This is a genomic window from Lutibacter citreus (assembly GCF_003260195.1).
GTDB classification, from domain to species: Bacteria; Bacteroidota; Bacteroidia; order Flavobacteriales; family Flavobacteriaceae; genus Lutibacter; species Lutibacter citreus.
In genome coordinates this window covers 1-16192 of sequence record NZ_QEIH01000002.1, presented here as the reverse complement: position 1 = coordinate 16192, position 16192 = coordinate 1, and the positions used below count along the sequence as shown (strand labels likewise).

Below are 16192 nucleotides of genomic sequence, written 5' to 3'. Positions count from 1 at the left end.
GAAATTTATGGAAAGAAGATCGTTTATTAAAAAGACTGCAGTAGCAGCATCAATGGCAGGAATAGGTGTAACTGGGTTAAATGCCATGAATTTATCTGACTCTAAAAAAGATGAAAAAACGAATTCATTTAAGTTAAAATATGCACCTCATTTAGGGATGTTTAAAAATCTTGGAGGGAAAGATTCAATTGGTCAATTAAATTTTATGGCTGATCAAGGTTTTAAGGCTTTTGAAGATAATGGAATGAAAAAAAAGTCAGTTGAGTTACAAGAAAAAATGGCTCAAACTTTGCTAAAAAGAAATATGACTATGGGCGTATTTGTTGCTCATAAAATTTATTGGAAAGAGCCAAGTTTAACCTCAGGTAAAGAAAGTTTTAGAACTCAATTTTTAAGTGAAATTGAAGAATCTGTTGAGGTAGCTAAAAGAGTAAATGCTAAATGGATGACCGTAGTTCCTGGTTTTGTAGATTTGAGGCAGGATATGGGTTATCAGACTGCCAATGTGGTTGAGTCTTTAAAACAAGCTTCGGGAATTTTAGAAAAACATAATTTAACTATGGTTTTAGAGCCATTAAATTTCTTTAATCATCCGGGAGCATTTTTAAATAAAATATCACAGGCATACCAAATTTGTAAAGCAGTAGATAGTCCTTCGTGTAAAATTTTATTTGATGTTTACCATCAGCAAATACATGAAGGAAATATTATACCTAATATTGAAAAGGCATGGGATGAAGTGGCTTATTTTCAAATGGGAGATAATCCCGGAAGAAAAGAACCTACAACAGGTGAAATAAATTATAAGAATATTTTTAAATTTATTCATTCCAAAGGATTTAACGGTGTGTTAGGGATGGAACATGGAAATTCAATGGAGGGGAGAGAAGGTGAACTAGCCGTTATTAAAGCGTATAGAGAAACAGATAATTTTTAATAAAAAAAAGGATGGTTAAACTTAACCATCCTTTTTTTTACTTTTTTTAGGAAAATATTTTAACAATACTCTTCAAAAGCTCCTGCTAAATTTGAAGCAATTACTTCAGCAGATCTTCCTTCAATGTGATGTCTTTCTAACATATGCACTAAAGTTCCATCTTTAAATAATGCAATTGCTGGTGATGAAGGAGGAAAAGGGATCATAAACTCTCTTGCTTTTCCTGTAGCTTCAGCATCTACTCCTGCAAAAACGGTAACTAAATTATTTGGAATCTTATCAAACTGTAATGAAGCAATTGCTCCAGGGCGACAAGTTCCTGCTGCACAACCACAAACAGAATTTACTACAACTAATGTTGTTCCTTCTTTTTGTAATACTTCTTCAACTTCTTGAGCTGAATGTAATGATACAAAACCTGCATGTTCTAATTCTTCATACATAGGTTTTACTAGTTCAGGTGGATACATATTTTTTACTTTTTTTAATTAGACGTATTTTAAGATGCAAACCTACATATTTTTTTTCTTATTAAATTTATTGGTAAATGAAATTAACATAAAGTTGGGCTATATTTCTGAATATTAATGATGTACTTTTAGTTTTGAAGGTTAAATTGAATTAAAAGTTTATAAATTATTTAACAACTTGTAACTTTATGAAGTGTATACCGTACTAATAAAACAATGTATCTTTGAATTTTTAAATTATTTATGGGAAATTTTGTAAAATGGCTAGGTGCCGGGTTAGGTTTTGCTTTTGGAGGAACAATAGGAAGTGTGCTAGGTTATGTTGTTGGGAGTTTTATTGATGGGTTCTCAAAGGAAGATGTTGAGCAGGCTAAAACATATAGAACATCAAGTAGAAATGTTCAATCTGGAGATTTTGAAATTAGTTTATTATTACTTTCAGCTACTGTAATAAAAGTCGATGGTAAAATAGATCAAAGAGAATTGTCTTATGTTCGAAATCATTTTAAAAGCATGTATGGTGAAGAAAGAGCAAGCCATGCTTTTAAATTATTTAATGGATTTATAAAAAATAATAATGTTTCTACACGTCAGGTTTGTTTGCAAATAAGACAAAATATGACGCATGCCTCACGTTTGCAATTAATTCATTTCTTGTTTGGAATTGCAAAGTCTGACGGAGCTGTAACTGAGTCTGAAGTTAACTCAATTAAATTAATAGCTGGTTATTTATATATAAGTCAACAAGATTTTGAATCTATTAAAGCTATGTTTTATGATGGTGTTGAGAGTTCATATAAGATTTTAGAGATTGAAAAGTCTGCGTCTAATGATGAAGTTAAAAAAGCATATAGAAAAATGGTGAAAAAATACCATCCAGATAAATTACAGCATTTAGGAGAAGAACATGTAAAGGGAGCTGAAGAAAAATTTAAAAAGGTTCAAAAAGCTTATGAACAAATTCAAAAAGAGAGAGGAGTTTAATTTTATGATTTTTTTATAGCTTAAGTGTTATATAATGGTGATAAAATTAATTCTAAGGGTAAAATTATATCCCTCTTTTTTTAATTGATCTTAAAATTAATTAAGTGTTTCGTTTAGAGGCGCTTTTTTTTATTATAAAATGTGACTTATTAAATAATAAGGTGTCATAGTAGATGGTTAGTGATTAGTTATAGGGTCGGATATTTAATTCGAGAGGAAAATTGAAAGCCCTAAAATTAAGGAAGCGTCTTTTATAAGGCGCTTTTTTATTTTAGATAACTTGCAATATCTTGTGGTCCTTCTAAAACAGTTCTAACTATTTGTAGAGTCCCATCTTTGTTAGAAATAGTGTGCCATTTTATTAAGTAAATTTGCATGTCAACTATTTCAATTCCCGTTATAGATCTTGGATGAACACAGCTACCATCATTAAAATAGGGAGTTTCATTAGGTTCTGGAAATCTTGGTCTATGGGTATGACCTGAAATAATCATTTGGTTATTATTATTTTCAATCCATTTCTTTAATCTCCGTTCAACTTTAATCAATTCCTTGTAATTTTTTGCAGGACTTGTTGGGTCTTTAATTCCCAAAATTTGTAATGGTTTCCATAAAAAACGTACTAAAAATCGACTCCATTTCCATAAAACATAGTTAAAAAAATCAGCTTGATGACCATGAATTAATAATATATTTTTTTCAAAACCATCAACTTCTAAAATAATCCCTTCATCAAATTTTAAACCTTTTAATAAATCTTTATCTGTTGAAGTTATTGCATCAAAATAGGTGCTAAGTAATTTATTTACCCTTTTCTCTTTTCGTAAAACCATATCATGGTTTCCCCAAAGCATATGTAGTTTTCCTTTTAAATGAAATTCACGTAGTAATAAAAATACATTTTGATGAGCTTCAAAAATTTCATTAAAATCTCTGTTTTCCCAAAGCTCAATACCATCTCCTAATTCAACGTAGGTGAAATCATTATCATAGTAATTTCTTAATGCATGATAATAAATATTTCTGTTATGAGTAAAATCATCAGCGTAGCTATTATCTCCTCTATGGCAATCGCTAAAAAGTACAAATTTAGAGTCGCAATCCAATGAGATTTTCTTTGCGTTTTTATAAGAATTTGATAGAATTTGTTGAATCATAATTTCAAGAAAAATTAACACAAATATAAACTTATTAATTCAATGTTTTAGTACTGATATTTTTTGCTATTGATAGCAATGATATTTTGAAGAAAATCCGTAATTTCGCAAACTAATTGATTTAAGGGTAAAAAATGAGCAAAAAATTCAGAGAATATAAAGGATTGAACCTCACAAAGGTAGCAGATGAGACTTTAAAGTTTTGGGAAGCAGAAAATATTTTCGAAAAAAGTATAGCAACAAAAGATAAAAATAAGCCATATGTGTTTTTTGAAGGACCTCCTTCTGCAAATGGTTTACCAGGTATTCACCATGTTATGGCGCGTGCGATTAAAGATATCTTTTGTCGTTATAAAACCTTGCAAGGCTTTCAAGTAAAGCGTAAAGCGGGTTGGGATACTCACGGATTACCAGTTGAATTAGGTGTTGAGAAAGAATTAGGAATTACTAAAGAAGATATTGGTAAAAAAATATCTGTTGAAGAGTATAATGATGCTTGTAGAAAAGCAGTTATGCGTTATACAGATGTTTGGAACGACCTTACAAAACGTGTTGGTTATTGGGTAGATATGGAAGATCCATATGTAACTTACAAACCAAAATACATGGAAACTGTTTGGTGGTTGCTTTCTCAAATGTATAAGAAAGACTTAATTTATAAAGGATATACAATTCAGCCATATTCACCAAAAGCAGGTACAGGTTTAAGTTCTCACGAATTAAATCAGCCAGGAACTTATCAGGATGTTACAGATACAACAGCAGTAGCTCAGTTTAAAGCTGTGAAAAATACATTGCCAGAATTTTTACAAAAAGTTGATGGAGATGTTCACTTTTTAGCTTGGACAACCACACCTTGGACGTTGCCTTCAAACACAGCTTTAACCGTTGGAAAAAAGATAGAATATGTGTTGGTGAAATCATTTAACCAATACACTTTTAAACCCATTAGTGTTGTTTTAGCTAAAAATTTAGTTGGAAAGCAATTCGGTAAAAAGTTCTTTTCTGTTGAAGATGAAGCTCAATTAGCTGAGTATAAAGCAAACGATAAAAAGATTCCTTTTTATGTAGTTCAAGAATTTAAAGGAGCTGATATTTTAGAATCTAAATATGAACAATTATTACCATACACGCTTCCATATGAAAATCCAGAAAATGCTTTTAGAGTAATTGCAGGAGATTTTGTTACTACAGAAGATGGAACTGGAATTGTGCATACAGCTCCAACTTTTGGTGCAGATGATGCTTTGGTAGCCAAACAAGCAACTCCTGAAGTACCACCAATGTTAGTGTTAGATGATAACGGAAATCCTGTTCCTTTAGTAGATTTACAAGGAAGATTCACTAAACATATGGGTGAATATGCAGGTAAGTATGTTAAAAATGAATATTACAACGATGGTGAAGCTCCAGAGCGTTCATTAGATGTTGAAATTTCAATACAATTAAAAGAAGAAAATAAAGCATTTCACGTAGAAAAATATCGTCACAGTTACCCACATTGTTGGAGAACAGATAAACCAATTTTATATTATCCATTAGATTCTTGGTTTGTAAAAGTAACAGACAAACGTGAAAGAATGTTTGATTTGAACGAAACTATTAATTGGAAACCAAAATCTACTGGAGAAGGACGTTTTGGAAACTGGTTAAAAAATGCAAATGACTGGAATTTATCACGTTCACGTTATTGGGGTATTCCATTGCCAATATGGAGAACAGAAGACGGAACTGAAGAAATTTTGATTGGTTCTGTTGAAGAATTAAAAGCTGAAATGCAAAAATCTGTGAATGCAGGTATTATGGAAGCTGATATTTTCGCTGATTTTGAAGTTGGAAATATGAGTGAAGAAAACTATAATAAAATTGACTTACATAAAAATGTAGTTGATAAAGTAGTGTTAGTTTCACCAAAAGGACAACCAATGAAACGTGAAAGCGATTTAATTGATGTTTGGTTCGATTCTGGTTCTATGCCATATGCACAATGGCATTATCCATTTGAAAATAAAGAATTAATAGATGAGAAAAAATTCTTTCCAGCAGATTTTATTGCTGAAGGAGTAGATCAAACTCGTGGTTGGTTTTATACATTACATGCAATTGGAACCTTGGTTTTTGATTCTGTTGCATATAAAAATGTAGTATCTAACGGATTGGTTTTAGATAAAGAAGGTAAAAAAATGAGTAAACGTTTAGGAAACGCTGTTGATCCGTTTGAAACAATGGATAAATACGGAGCGGATGCTACACGTTGGTATATGATTTCAAATGCAAACCCTTGGGATAACTTAAAGTTTGATGTTGAGGGAATTGATGAAGTTCGTAGAAAATTCTTTGGAACGTTATACAACACATATTCGTTCTTTTCATTGTATGCAAACTTAGATAGCTTTACATATGCTGAAGATGAAATAGCAATTAAAGATAGACCAGAAATTGATCGTTGGGTATTGTCTGAATTAAACTCGTTAATTAATAATGTAGAGAAATTTTATGAAGAGTATGAGCCAACAAAAGCGGCACGTGCAATTCAAGAATTTGTAGGTGAAAACTTAAGTAACTGGTTTGTTCGTTTAAGTAGAAGACGTTTTTGGAAAGGTGAATACGGACAAGATAAAATTTCAGCATATCAAACACTTTACACATGTTTGTTAACTGTTGCTAAATTAGGTTCTCCAATAGCACCATTTTTTATGGATAATCTTTACAAAGATTTAATATCAGTTTCAGAAAAAGAAAACTTTGAATCTATACATTTGGGTGAATTTCCGAAAAGTGATAATGGTTTAATTGATCATAAATTAGAGCATAAAATGCAACAGGCTCAAAAAATATCATCAATGGTATTATCATTGCGTAAAAAGGAAATGATAAAAGTACGTCAACCTTTACAACGTGTAATGATTCCTATTTTAAATGAAGCTGATAGAGAAGAGATTTTAGCTGTTGAAAACCTAATAAAATCTGAAGTTAATGTAAAAGAAATTGAGTTAATTGACGATGCTTCAGGTATTTTAGTAAAAACCATAAAACCTAATTTTAAAGTGTTAGGGCCTAAGTTTGGAAAAGATATGCGTTTTGTAGGGCAGGCTATTCAAAAATTAGATCAAGATGATATTTCAAAAATTGAAAAAGATGGAAAGATTTCTTTAACAATAAACGAAAAAGTTGTAAATTTATCTATAGATGAAGTTGAAATTACTTCACAAGATATTGAAGGTTGGTTGGTAGCAAATCAGGGCAGTTTAACAGTAGCTTTAGATGTTAAAATTACCAATGAATTACGAAATGAAGGGAATGCAAGAGAGTTAATAAACAGGGTTCAAAATTTACGTAAAGAATCTGGTTTTGAAGTAAATGATAGAATTAAACTTATCATTCAAAAAAATGATATATTAGAACGCTCAATTGAGGCGAACGAAGAATATATAAAAACAGAAACATTAACCAATGAATTGGTATTTGAAGACGTATTAGAAAAAGGCACGGAAATTGCTTTTGACGATGTAAGCACGAAAATATTAATTAAAAAAATGTAAGCTTATGAATAAAAATAGTAGATATTCTGACACTGAGTTAGCGGAATTTAAAGAAATTATAAATGAAAAAATTATTCACGCAGTAGAAGATTTAAATTTATTGAAGAGTTCTTTTAAAAATGACAGTAATAACGGAACTGATGATACTTCACCTACATTTAAGGCGTTTGAAGAAGGATCCGAAACAATGTCAAAAGAAGCAAATGTACAGTTAGCAATTAGGCAAGAAAAGTTTATTAGAGATTTGAAAAATGCACTAATTAGAATTGAAAATAAAACATATGGAATTTGCCGTGTAACAGGTAAATTAATCCAAAAAGAACGATTAAAATTAGTACCTCATGCTACTTTAAGTATTGAAGCTAAGAATATGCAACAATAAACGTAATTTTTAAAATTAAGAAGCTTCTTTTTTAAGGAGCTTCACTTTTTATACGAATACTAGAAAAATCTGAATAAAATTGAAAAAATCAATATTAATAATAATTGTTGTCCTGCTAATAGATCAAATTAGTAAAATATATATTAAAACTAATTTTTTATACGGCGAAGATGTAGTTGTTTTTGATTGGTTTAGAATTCATTTTATTGAAAATAATGGAATGGCTTGGGGAGCTGAATTAGGCGGTAGAACTGGAAAGTTATTTTTAACAGTATTTAGGCTATTTGCCATTGCGGGTATTGGATATTGGTTGCATAGTTCTGTTAAGAAAAATGCTCCAACTGTACTAGTAATTGCTATTTCATTGATATTTGCAGGAGCAATGGGTAATATAATAGACTCAGTTTTTTATGGAGTTATTTTTGATTCACCTAATAATGCTACAGCAACCTTATTTGCTGATAAACCTTACGGAGAATTATTATATGGAAAAGTAGTTGATATGCTTTATTTTCCAATTTGGAGTGGTGATTTACCAAGTTGGATTCCTATATGGGGTGGAAAACCTTTCACCTTCTTTAATGCGATATTTAATGTAGCAGATGCCGCAATTTCTATAGCTGTTGGTATTTTAATAGTTTTCAATAAAAAAGCATTTCCAAAGGAAGAAGAAACAACAGAGATTACGGATTAATCTCTGCTAGTTTTTCAACTAATTCATCCTTTATTTTACTATCACTTTCACTTAAAGGAAGGTTGTTTGCTTTTAATAAATCTTTAGTTTCTAATGGTTCTTCAGCTAGATTAAATAAAGACTCTGAGCCATCTTCAAATAACATGTATTTATGTGTATTGTTTCTAATAGTTACATTAAATTCATCTTCAGCATAAGCATATTCTCTTACTTTAGTAGTTGAATTTGAGAACGATTCATAAAAACTATTACTGTCATTAATTTTATCAACGTTTACACCTGCAATGTTTGCTATGGTTGCAAATAAATCTGTTGTATTTATCAATGCGTTTTCTGTTTCATTAACTCTAGTTACATTTTTACCTGCAATTACCATAGGTACATTTATGCCTCCTTGGTATAAAGAGCCTTTAACTCGTTTGCTGTTGTATTCTTGCGCTACTTGATTTGGAGTGCCGTTATCTCCAATAAAAATAATAACTGTATTTTCTTTTTCTTCTGAAGACATACTGTTTAAAAGTCTTCCAAATTCGGTATCCATTGCTTCAAGCATTGCTAAATAATAAGGTAGCGGATTTGCATCAATACTTCCTTGATCGGTTGGTAAACTTCCTTGCGAATGTAAATCTGTTGGAGGTAAATGAAATGGTGTATGTGGCGCGTTGTAAGCAAGCCATAAAAACCAAGGTTTGGTTTGTTCTTCAACCCAATCAATTGCAGTGTTTGTGTATGCTGTAGTATTGTAAGTTGTGGATGTTGTTTGAGTTTCGTTTTCGGTAAGTGTCCAATTCCAATAATCAGTTAAAGTACCAGATAAAGAGCCAGAGTAATAGTCAATACCCATACTTTCAGGGTGGTTCTTATTGTTTGATAAATGCCATTTACCAATTACTGCTGAACTATATTCTGAATTTAAATTAGTCTCTAGATATTTTTGAATGGATATTTCAGAAGTGCTTAAAGCATTGTTTACAGCCAAAACGCCATTGTTAACACCGTATTTCCCTGTTAAAATAGTTGCTCTTGTTGGAGAGCACGTAGGGTTAGACCAAACATTGTTGTATGTAATACCTGTATTTATTAAGTTTTGAAGCTGTGGCATATTCGGTTTTTCTGTTCCTACGGAATAACCAGGAGAAGCATCTAAACCCATATCGTCTGCAATAACCAATAATATATTTGGTTTTTTATTTTCTATCTCAATTTCAGGAGTTGTTTCATTCTCAATTTCTGAATCTACAAAATCATCATTATTTTCAGAACAAGATAAAAGTGTAATTGCTGTTAGAATTAGTATGAATATTCTATTTTTCTTCATTTTTACTGTTTAAAAGCGTTATTCTGATCTTGTTTTAGTATCTCATCTCGCTGATTATCAATTAGTATGTGAACCTGAAAGTGCAGATTTACCGAGGCTAATCAAGTTCACATAAATTTTATTATTCAATGTTTCTCACGCAACGAACATAATTATATACATATCGAACATCTCCTTGAGGACCAAAAAATTCAGGATAATCATTAATGTTTCCACTTTTTGGGTCGCTACGTTGACAGCCAGCACCGTGTACATCCATTAAAACACCATTCATTTTTCCTTGTCCTTCACCAAAAGCAATATAAACGCCACTTGAATATGGATTTGCGCCATCTAAATGGCTAGTTCCAGTCCAATAAAACGGATAATTACCTGTGTTTCCATCCGGATCGGCTATTTCGGTACAATTAAAAAGAGGGTCAATGGCTGGTGAATTGGTAGTTTTTGGAGATCTGGTATAATCTACAATACTTTGTAATTCTTTAGCATTTGGTAAACGCCAGTCAGTTTTGTTTCCAAGGTTAAGATTTTCTGCATAGGCTAAAGATTCCTCCCAGTCTCTTGAAATTCCATTATCAGATTTTTGCCACATTAAACCAGTTGCTAAATCACTAACTGTTCCGTCACCATTATCAATAAAATTATTTTTACCGTATTCAGAGTTGCCTCTAACCATTCTAAAATACATTGTATTTGCAGCACCTGTGCCAGGCTTGTATTTTGGATATCCTTTAATACGCCCATCAACAAAATTTACACCAAAAACAGTTTCATCTGAATTCATTGTAGTACTAACATATTCTGTGGAAGACCAAGTTTGAGCATCAATTTCACGTTCGCCAATTGATGTGTCACCTAAAGGTTGATTGAAGTAATTGGTATTTATAAAAAAGTCTATGGCAACTTCACCTTTTACTTTTCCAGTAAATAATATTAATGAGTATAATTCTTTTAGAGTTGGAACTCTCCAATCGTTATAACCTCCTAAATTTGAGTTTGATGCTTTTGACGAAGCTTCACTAAAAGCTATTTTAGAGCCCATATCTTGTTCCCACATTAAACCGGTAACATTATCTGTAATTGTTCCATCATTATTATTTGTATAAGAAGGTTGGTTTCGGTTATAGTTAGCATCTTGTCCAAAAAAAGTATCTGTTGAAGATGGTTTTGAAATAATTGCTACATCGCTGTAAAAATCCGAAACATCGGTATCAACAATTGAGTAAGGTTTATCGGGAGTTGATATTTCAATAACTTCTGCTTCTTCTTCATTAGATTCGTTATTTACATCCAAATCATTATCATTACTACTGCAGGAAATAAGAAATATGGATAACAATCCTATTAGGGTTAATTGATTTAGTTTCATATTATTTAGTCTTTTTTTAATTTATAGTTCTTACACATCTTACATAATTATACACATATCGGACATCGCCTTGAGGTCCAAAAAATTGAGGATATTCATTTAAATCTCCGCTTTTTGGGTCGCTACGTTGGCAACCAGCACCGTGAACATCCATTAGTATGTCTCTCATTTTACCTTGTCCTTCTCCAAAAGCAATATAAACCGCGCTACCATATGGATTTATTCCATCTTTATGTGTAGTTGAGGTCCAGAAAAAAGGATAATTGGTATTTCCATTGGCATCTTTTATTTCTGAAGTTTCAAAAACAGGATTTATTGCAGGAGAGTTTGTGGTTTGTAATGAGCGAGTATAATCTACAATACTCTGTAATTCTTTTGCATTTGGTAACCTCCAGTCAGATTTATCTCTAAGAGTTAAGTTTTCAGCATAGGTTAAAGATTCCTCCCAATTTCTTGAAGTTCCATCATCTGTTTTTTGCCACATTAAACCAGTTGATAAATCACTTATAGTTCCATCTCCATTATCTATAAAGTTGTTATTTCCGTAAGCGATATTACCTCTAACCATTCTAAAATACATTGTATTTGCATCTTTGGTACGTGGATTATATTTTGGATACCCTTTTATTCTTCCATCAATAAAATTTACTCCAAAAACAGTTTCGTCATTTCTCATTGTTCTTCCAACATATTCTGAAGAAGACCAAGTTTGTGCGTCAATTTCTCTTTCATCTTTTGTGGTGTCACCCAAAGGTTGAGTAAAATAATTGGTGTCTATAAATAATTTTATTGAATGTGCTCCTTTCACTTGGCCAGTAAATTGTATTAATGAATACAACTCTTTAATAGTTGGTACACGCCAATCTGTATAACCACCTAAAGTTGAATTTTTAGCTTTTTTAAAAGCTTCTTCAAAAGTTAATTTTTCACCCATATATTGTTCCCAAATTAAACCAGTAATATTATCGGTTATTGTTCCATTGCCATTATTAGTATATGATGGTTGATTTCCGGTATAATGAGCATCTTGTCCATAAAAGTGTTCATTTGGTTTGGGTTCATTAATAATAATGCTATCACTGTAAAATTCACTAACTCCTGTGTCAACAATAGGGTACGTTTGTTTTTGCTCTTGAGCATAAGAACATTGAAAACCGATCAATGTAATTAATAGAAGTCTACTTAACATTTTCATTCTTTTGCATTTTGTTTGAATTAAGACCATATAAATTTAAAAAGGTTTAAAATATTTTTGAAATTTAAATACTTATCGTACATTTGCGATAGACTTATGAAAAGAACAAAAGAAAATATCGTTTATCAAGTTGAAACCGAAGAAATAGCCAAATTTGCTAAAGCTTTAGGGCATCCAACTCGTATTAAAATATTAAATCATTTAGATAACGCAAGTTGTTGTTATACGGGTGATTTGTTGGAAGTGTTGCCTTTGGCGCAATCTACAATTTCACAGCATTTAAAAGAATTAAAAGATGCTGGGTTGATTCAAGGAACTGTAAACCCTCCAAAAATTAAATACTGTATTAATCAAGAGAATTGGATAAAAGCAAAGGCATTATTCAATGAATTTTTTAGTAGAAATATGAATAAAAGGTCTTGTGATTAAATTATTGTTATTTATAACTACGGAGGAATAATAAAATAAATAAAATTAAAAATATATTAGAATGAAAGTAATAAAAATATTAGGGACTGGTTGTCCAAGTTGTATAAGCGCAGAGAAAGTGGTGACTGAAGTTGTAAATGAATTAAACATTGAAGCTAAAATTGTTAAAGTAACTGAAATTATGGATATCATGGCATATGATGTTATGAGTACTCCTGCAATTGTTATTGATAACAAAGTGATGATAAAAGGAAAGGTGCCAAGTAAAGAAGAAATGAAGGCTTTATTAGTTGATAATTTCGCTAATAATGCTTGTTGCTCTATTGAAGAATCAAGTGATTCTTGTTGTTCAACTGATGAAAACGGAACAGGTTGTTGCTAAAAGGTAACGTGTAATAATATAATTTAATTATAGAAATTCCTTTTGATCTATTAAAAATTGCGCTAGCAATTGCAGTTTTATATAATTAATTCTCAACAAATTTTATTAGGTGTAAATTACCCTTTGGTAGAGATGCCGGTTTATTATGTAGGTAAAAGTTTTATAAAGATTAAAACGGAAAGACTATTCAAATTAGATTGAAAATGAAAGAATTTTGGGAAGAAAGGTATGGTAATGAAGAGTTTGCTTATGGTGTTGAGCCTAATGTATTTTTTGAAAATATATTAAGAAAAAATGAGTTAAAAGGATCTATTTTATTACCTGCAGAAGGAGAAGGTAGAAATGCTGTTTTTGCCGCAAAAATGGGACTGAATGTTACTTGTTTTGATATGAGCTTGCAAGGAAAGTTGAAGGCCGAAAAATTAGCCAAAATAAATAATGTGAATATTAATTATTTGGTAGGAGAACTTTCTGAATTGCATTTTGAAGAAAATTCATTTGATGTAATAGCCTTAATTTATGCACATTTCCCTCTAAAAGTTAAAGCACAATATCATAAAAGAATCACGAAGTATTTAAAAAAAGACGGCGTTTTAATTTTAGAAGGTTTTAGTAAAGATCAACTAAAGCTTAATGCGGAAAATAATCAAGTTTTTGGTCCAAAAAATATAGAAATGCTTTATCATATTGATGAGATTAGAAGTGATTTTAAAGAATTTGAAATAGAAGTTTTAACAGAAGAGGAAATAAATTTAAATGAAGGTATTCATCATAAGGGGAAAGGTGTTGTTATTCGTTTTGTAGGAAAAAAATAAAAAGATTAGTTATGTTCGATTGGATTCAGCAATTAGCAGATTGGGTTGTATTTGATATTTTTAAATTAGAAGAGGGAAAACATTTAACGGAAGCTTTAAATTTCTTTATATATGATTCTATAAAAATTTTATTACTCGTTTTTGTTATCATTTTCTTAATGGGAATTGTAAATAGTTATTTTCCTGTTGAAAAAGTAAGAAACTATTTGTCTCGAAATAAATTGTATGGTTTTGAGTATTTAACGGCATCGCTTTTTGGAGTGGTAACACCATTTTGCTCTTGTTCTTCTATACCATTATTTATCGGTTTTGTAAAAGGAGGAATCCCTTTAGGAGTAACTTTTGCTTTTTTAGTTACTTCGCCTTTGGTTAACGAAGTTGCAATTGGATTATTTATAGGTTTGTTTGGTTTAAAAACTACAGTTATTTATGTAATAAGTGGTATTTTATTAGGAACTATTTCGGGGATAATTCTTCAAAAATTAAAATTAGAAAAATATTTATCTCCTTGGGTGCAGCAAGTATTAGCAAACTCACAAAAAGAAACTGAAATATTTGAGTTAGAAGGAGCTTCATTAAAAGATAGATTACCTTCTATTTGGCAAGAATCTAGAACAATTTTAAAAGGAATCTTACCTTATGTACTTGTAGGTATTGCCATTGGAGGTTTAATGCATGGATATATTCCAGAAGGTTTTTTTGAAACTTATTTAAGTAAAGATAATTGGTTTGCCGTGCCAGTAGCAACCATTTTAGCAGTGCCAATGTATTCTAATGCTTCTGGAATTTTACCAGTTATACAAGTTTTGGTATCAAAAGGAATTCCTTTAGGAACAGCAATCGCATTTATGATGGGGGTTGTTGGATTATCGTTACCAGAAGCAATGTTGTTAAAAAAAGTAATGACCATAAAGTTGATTGCCATTTTCTTTTCGGTGGTAACTTTTTGTATAATAATTTCAGGATTTGTTTTTAATCTAATTTTTTAAATATTTAATAAATGAAAAAGTTAAGTGTATTAGTTTTAGTTTTAGGATTGTTGTTTTCTTGTAAAGAAACAGTAAAAAAAGAAACTGCTGAAAGTGTAAAACTTTCAAATAGAATTGAAGTGATTGATTTTCATTCAACACATAGGTGTATGACGTGTAACGCTATTGAAAGCAATACAAAAAGCACATTAAATCATTATTTTTCTAATGAATTAAAGAGTGATAAAATAACGTTTCAATCTGTAAATGTAGATGAAGAAGAGAATTTTCAACTGGCTGAAAAATTTCAGGCAACTGGAACTTCATTGTTTTTAAATGTAATTGCAGATGGTAAAGAAACAATTGTTGATTTAACAGATTTTGCTTTTATGGAAGCAAGTGATGAAAACGTATTTTCAGATAAATTAAAAACTAAAATAGAAGCTGAGTTAACAAAAATATAAATGGAGTTGTTAAAATCTTTACTTGAAAATTATAACATTCCAATTTTATCCGCTTTTGTATTGGGTTTAATGACAAGTATTAGCCCTTGTCCGTTAGCTACAAATATTACAGCTACAGCTTATATTTCTAAAAATATAACAAATAAAAAGAAAGTTTTTTTAAGTGGAATAATTTATTCTTTAGGAAGAGCTTTTAGTTATACTTTAATTGGTTTAATATTATTTTTTGGAGCGAGTAAGTTTCATTTAGCTAAGTTTTTTCAGCAAAACGGAGAAAAATATTTAGGCCCGTTATTAATTCTAATAGGTTTAGTAATGCTAAATATTATTAGACTAAATTTTTTAAACAAGACAAATTTCACCAATAAATTAGGTGAGAAATTTTCAAGTAATGGATTGCTTGGTTCATTTTTAATTGGAATATTATTTGCATTAGCCTTTTGTCCGTATAGTGGTGCCTTATATTTTGGAATGCTAATTCCAATGACAATTTCAAGCGTAGATGGTTTGTTATTACCAATTGTTTTTGCTCTTGGAACTGGGATCCCTGTTATTTTATTTACCTATTTATTGGCTTTTGCAGCCGGTAGTGTAGGTGATTTTTATAAGAAAATTACTAAGATTGAAAAATGGATGCGAACAATTACAGGAATTGTATTTTTACTTACGGGACTTTATTATATATTAATTTTTTCAGGAATTATTAAATAGAAAATAACTTGTTGAAAAAGATAATTAATTAAACTATATATAAGCAGGTTTATATTTATAGCTTTTCTTTTAAATGTTTTGAATTTTTTTAATGGCTAATAATAATTTGTAATTAGCTGCGTTTTAAGTTTAAAGCAATTTAAGATGCCCCACAAACCTCAAATTAAAACAGTTGTACTGAGTATTTTTTTTATGTATTTAAGTACAGCAACTTTTTCACAAAACAACATAAAAGACCAATCTAATTTTAGACTGCACCCCAAAGTTTAGACAAATTTATAATTAATTTTGATAATAATGAGTTCGATATTGAATCGGACTCATTCCTTTTAAATTTAGTTTAATTCTTTCATTATTATAATATTTTATATACTG

At 30.4% G+C, this 16192-nt stretch carries 17 protein-coding genes; 11 read left to right on the top strand and 6 right to left on the bottom strand.

The window, feature by feature from the left end; genetic code table 11:
* Positions 1–7: 7 nt before the first annotated feature.
* Complete coding sequence (locus DAD81_RS03120) at positions 8–937, top strand: hydroxypyruvate isomerase family protein (protein ID WP_111706783.1); 930 nt, start codon at positions 8–10, stop codon at positions 935–937.
* A 59-nt stretch (positions 938–996) separates the two neighbouring features.
* On the opposite strand, the gene DAD81_RS03115 is transcribed toward DAD81_RS03120, so the two are convergent.
* Entirely contained in the window at positions 997–1407 is a 411-nt protein-coding gene (locus tag DAD81_RS03115; RefSeq protein WP_111706782.1) for a BrxA/BrxB family bacilliredoxin, read from the bottom strand.
* A 243-nt stretch (positions 1408–1650) separates the two neighbouring features.
* Between DAD81_RS03115 and DAD81_RS03110 the strand changes: the two genes are divergently transcribed.
* Positions 1651–2391: a TerB family tellurite resistance protein gene (locus DAD81_RS03110; protein ID WP_111706781.1), complete on the top strand. Its 741-nt coding sequence runs from the start codon at positions 1651–1653 to the stop codon at positions 2389–2391.
* A 266-nt stretch (positions 2392–2657) separates the two neighbouring features.
* Here DAD81_RS03110 and DAD81_RS03105 read toward each other — a convergent pair whose 3' ends face one another.
* Positions 2658–3548: a metallophosphoesterase gene (locus tag DAD81_RS03105; RefSeq protein WP_111706780.1), complete on the bottom strand. Its 891-nt coding sequence runs from the start codon at positions 3546–3548 to the stop codon at positions 2658–2660.
* A gap of 134 nt (positions 3549–3682) precedes the next feature.
* Between DAD81_RS03105 and ileS the strand changes: the two genes are divergently transcribed.
* From ileS to DAD81_RS03090, 3 genes are all read left to right on the top strand, one after another.
* Complete coding sequence (gene ileS / locus DAD81_RS03100; protein ID WP_111706779.1) at positions 3683–7090, top strand: isoleucine--tRNA ligase; 3408 nt, start codon at positions 3683–3685, stop codon at positions 7088–7090.
* 4 nt (positions 7091–7094) lie between these two features.
* Positions 7095–7472, top strand: a complete 378-nt coding sequence (locus tag DAD81_RS03095; RefSeq protein ID WP_111706778.1) for a TraR/DksA family transcriptional regulator — start codon at positions 7095–7097, stop codon at positions 7470–7472.
* Positions 7473–7545: 73 nt separating this feature from the next.
* Complete coding sequence (locus DAD81_RS03090) at positions 7546–8166, top strand: lipoprotein signal peptidase (protein ID WP_111706777.1); 621 nt, start codon at positions 7546–7548, stop codon at positions 8164–8166.
* On the opposite strand, the gene DAD81_RS03085 is transcribed toward DAD81_RS03090, so the two are convergent.
* The 3 genes from DAD81_RS03085 to DAD81_RS03075 form a co-directional block, all read right to left on the bottom strand.
* A complete protein-coding gene (locus DAD81_RS03085) occupies positions 8156–9484 on the bottom strand; it encodes a sulfatase-like hydrolase/transferase (protein WP_111706776.1) in 1329 nt (442 codons plus the stop codon). The genes DAD81_RS03090 and DAD81_RS03085 overlap by 11 nt on opposite strands.
* 121 nt (positions 9485–9605) lie before the next feature.
* Complete coding sequence (locus DAD81_RS03080) at positions 9606–10853, bottom strand: Lcl C-terminal domain-containing protein (protein WP_111706775.1); 1248 nt, start codon at positions 10851–10853, stop codon at positions 9606–9608.
* Positions 10854–10869: 16 nt separating this feature from the next.
* Positions 10870–12048 carry an Lcl C-terminal domain-containing protein gene (locus DAD81_RS03075; protein ID WP_111706774.1) on the bottom strand — a complete coding sequence of 393 codons (1179 nt, stop codon included), beginning with the start codon at positions 12046–12048 and terminating at the stop codon, positions 10870–10872.
* A gap of 96 nt (positions 12049–12144) precedes the next feature.
* Between DAD81_RS03075 and DAD81_RS03070 the strand changes: the two genes are divergently transcribed.
* The 6 genes from DAD81_RS03070 to DAD81_RS03045 all read left to right on the top strand — a co-directional run bounded on the left by DAD81_RS03070 (position 12145) and on the right by DAD81_RS03045 (position 15817).
* A complete protein-coding gene (locus DAD81_RS03070; protein ID WP_111706773.1) occupies positions 12145–12477 on the top strand; it encodes an ArsR/SmtB family transcription factor in 333 nt (110 codons plus the stop codon).
* Between the two features lie 61 nt (positions 12478–12538).
* A complete protein-coding gene (locus DAD81_RS03065; RefSeq protein WP_111706772.1) occupies positions 12539–12859 on the top strand; it encodes a thioredoxin family protein in 321 nt (106 codons plus the stop codon).
* Positions 12860–13062: 203 nt separating this feature from the next.
* On the top strand, positions 13063–13674 hold the full coding sequence (locus DAD81_RS03060) for a class I SAM-dependent methyltransferase (RefSeq protein ID WP_111706771.1): 612 nt from the start codon (positions 13063–13065) through the stop codon (positions 13672–13674).
* A gap of 11 nt (positions 13675–13685) precedes the next feature.
* Complete coding sequence (locus DAD81_RS03055) at positions 13686–14663, top strand: permease (RefSeq protein ID WP_111706770.1); 978 nt, start codon at positions 13686–13688, stop codon at positions 14661–14663.
* 11 nt (positions 14664–14674) lie between these two features.
* The gene (locus DAD81_RS03050) at positions 14675–15106 is read left to right on the top strand and encodes a nitrophenyl compound nitroreductase subunit ArsF family protein (RefSeq protein WP_111706769.1); all 432 of its coding nucleotides are present in this window, start codon (positions 14675–14677) and stop codon (positions 15104–15106) included.
* The gene (locus DAD81_RS03045; RefSeq protein WP_111706768.1) at positions 15107–15817 is read left to right on the top strand and encodes an aromatic aminobenezylarsenical efflux permease ArsG family transporter; all 711 of its coding nucleotides are present in this window, start codon (positions 15107–15109) and stop codon (positions 15815–15817) included.
* A 282-nt stretch (positions 15818–16099) separates the two neighbouring features.
* Here DAD81_RS03045 and DAD81_RS03040 read toward each other — a convergent pair.
* A partial coding sequence (locus DAD81_RS03040; protein ID WP_157961064.1) for an IS3 family transposase occupies positions 16100–16192 on the bottom strand: 93 nt, incomplete at its 5' end.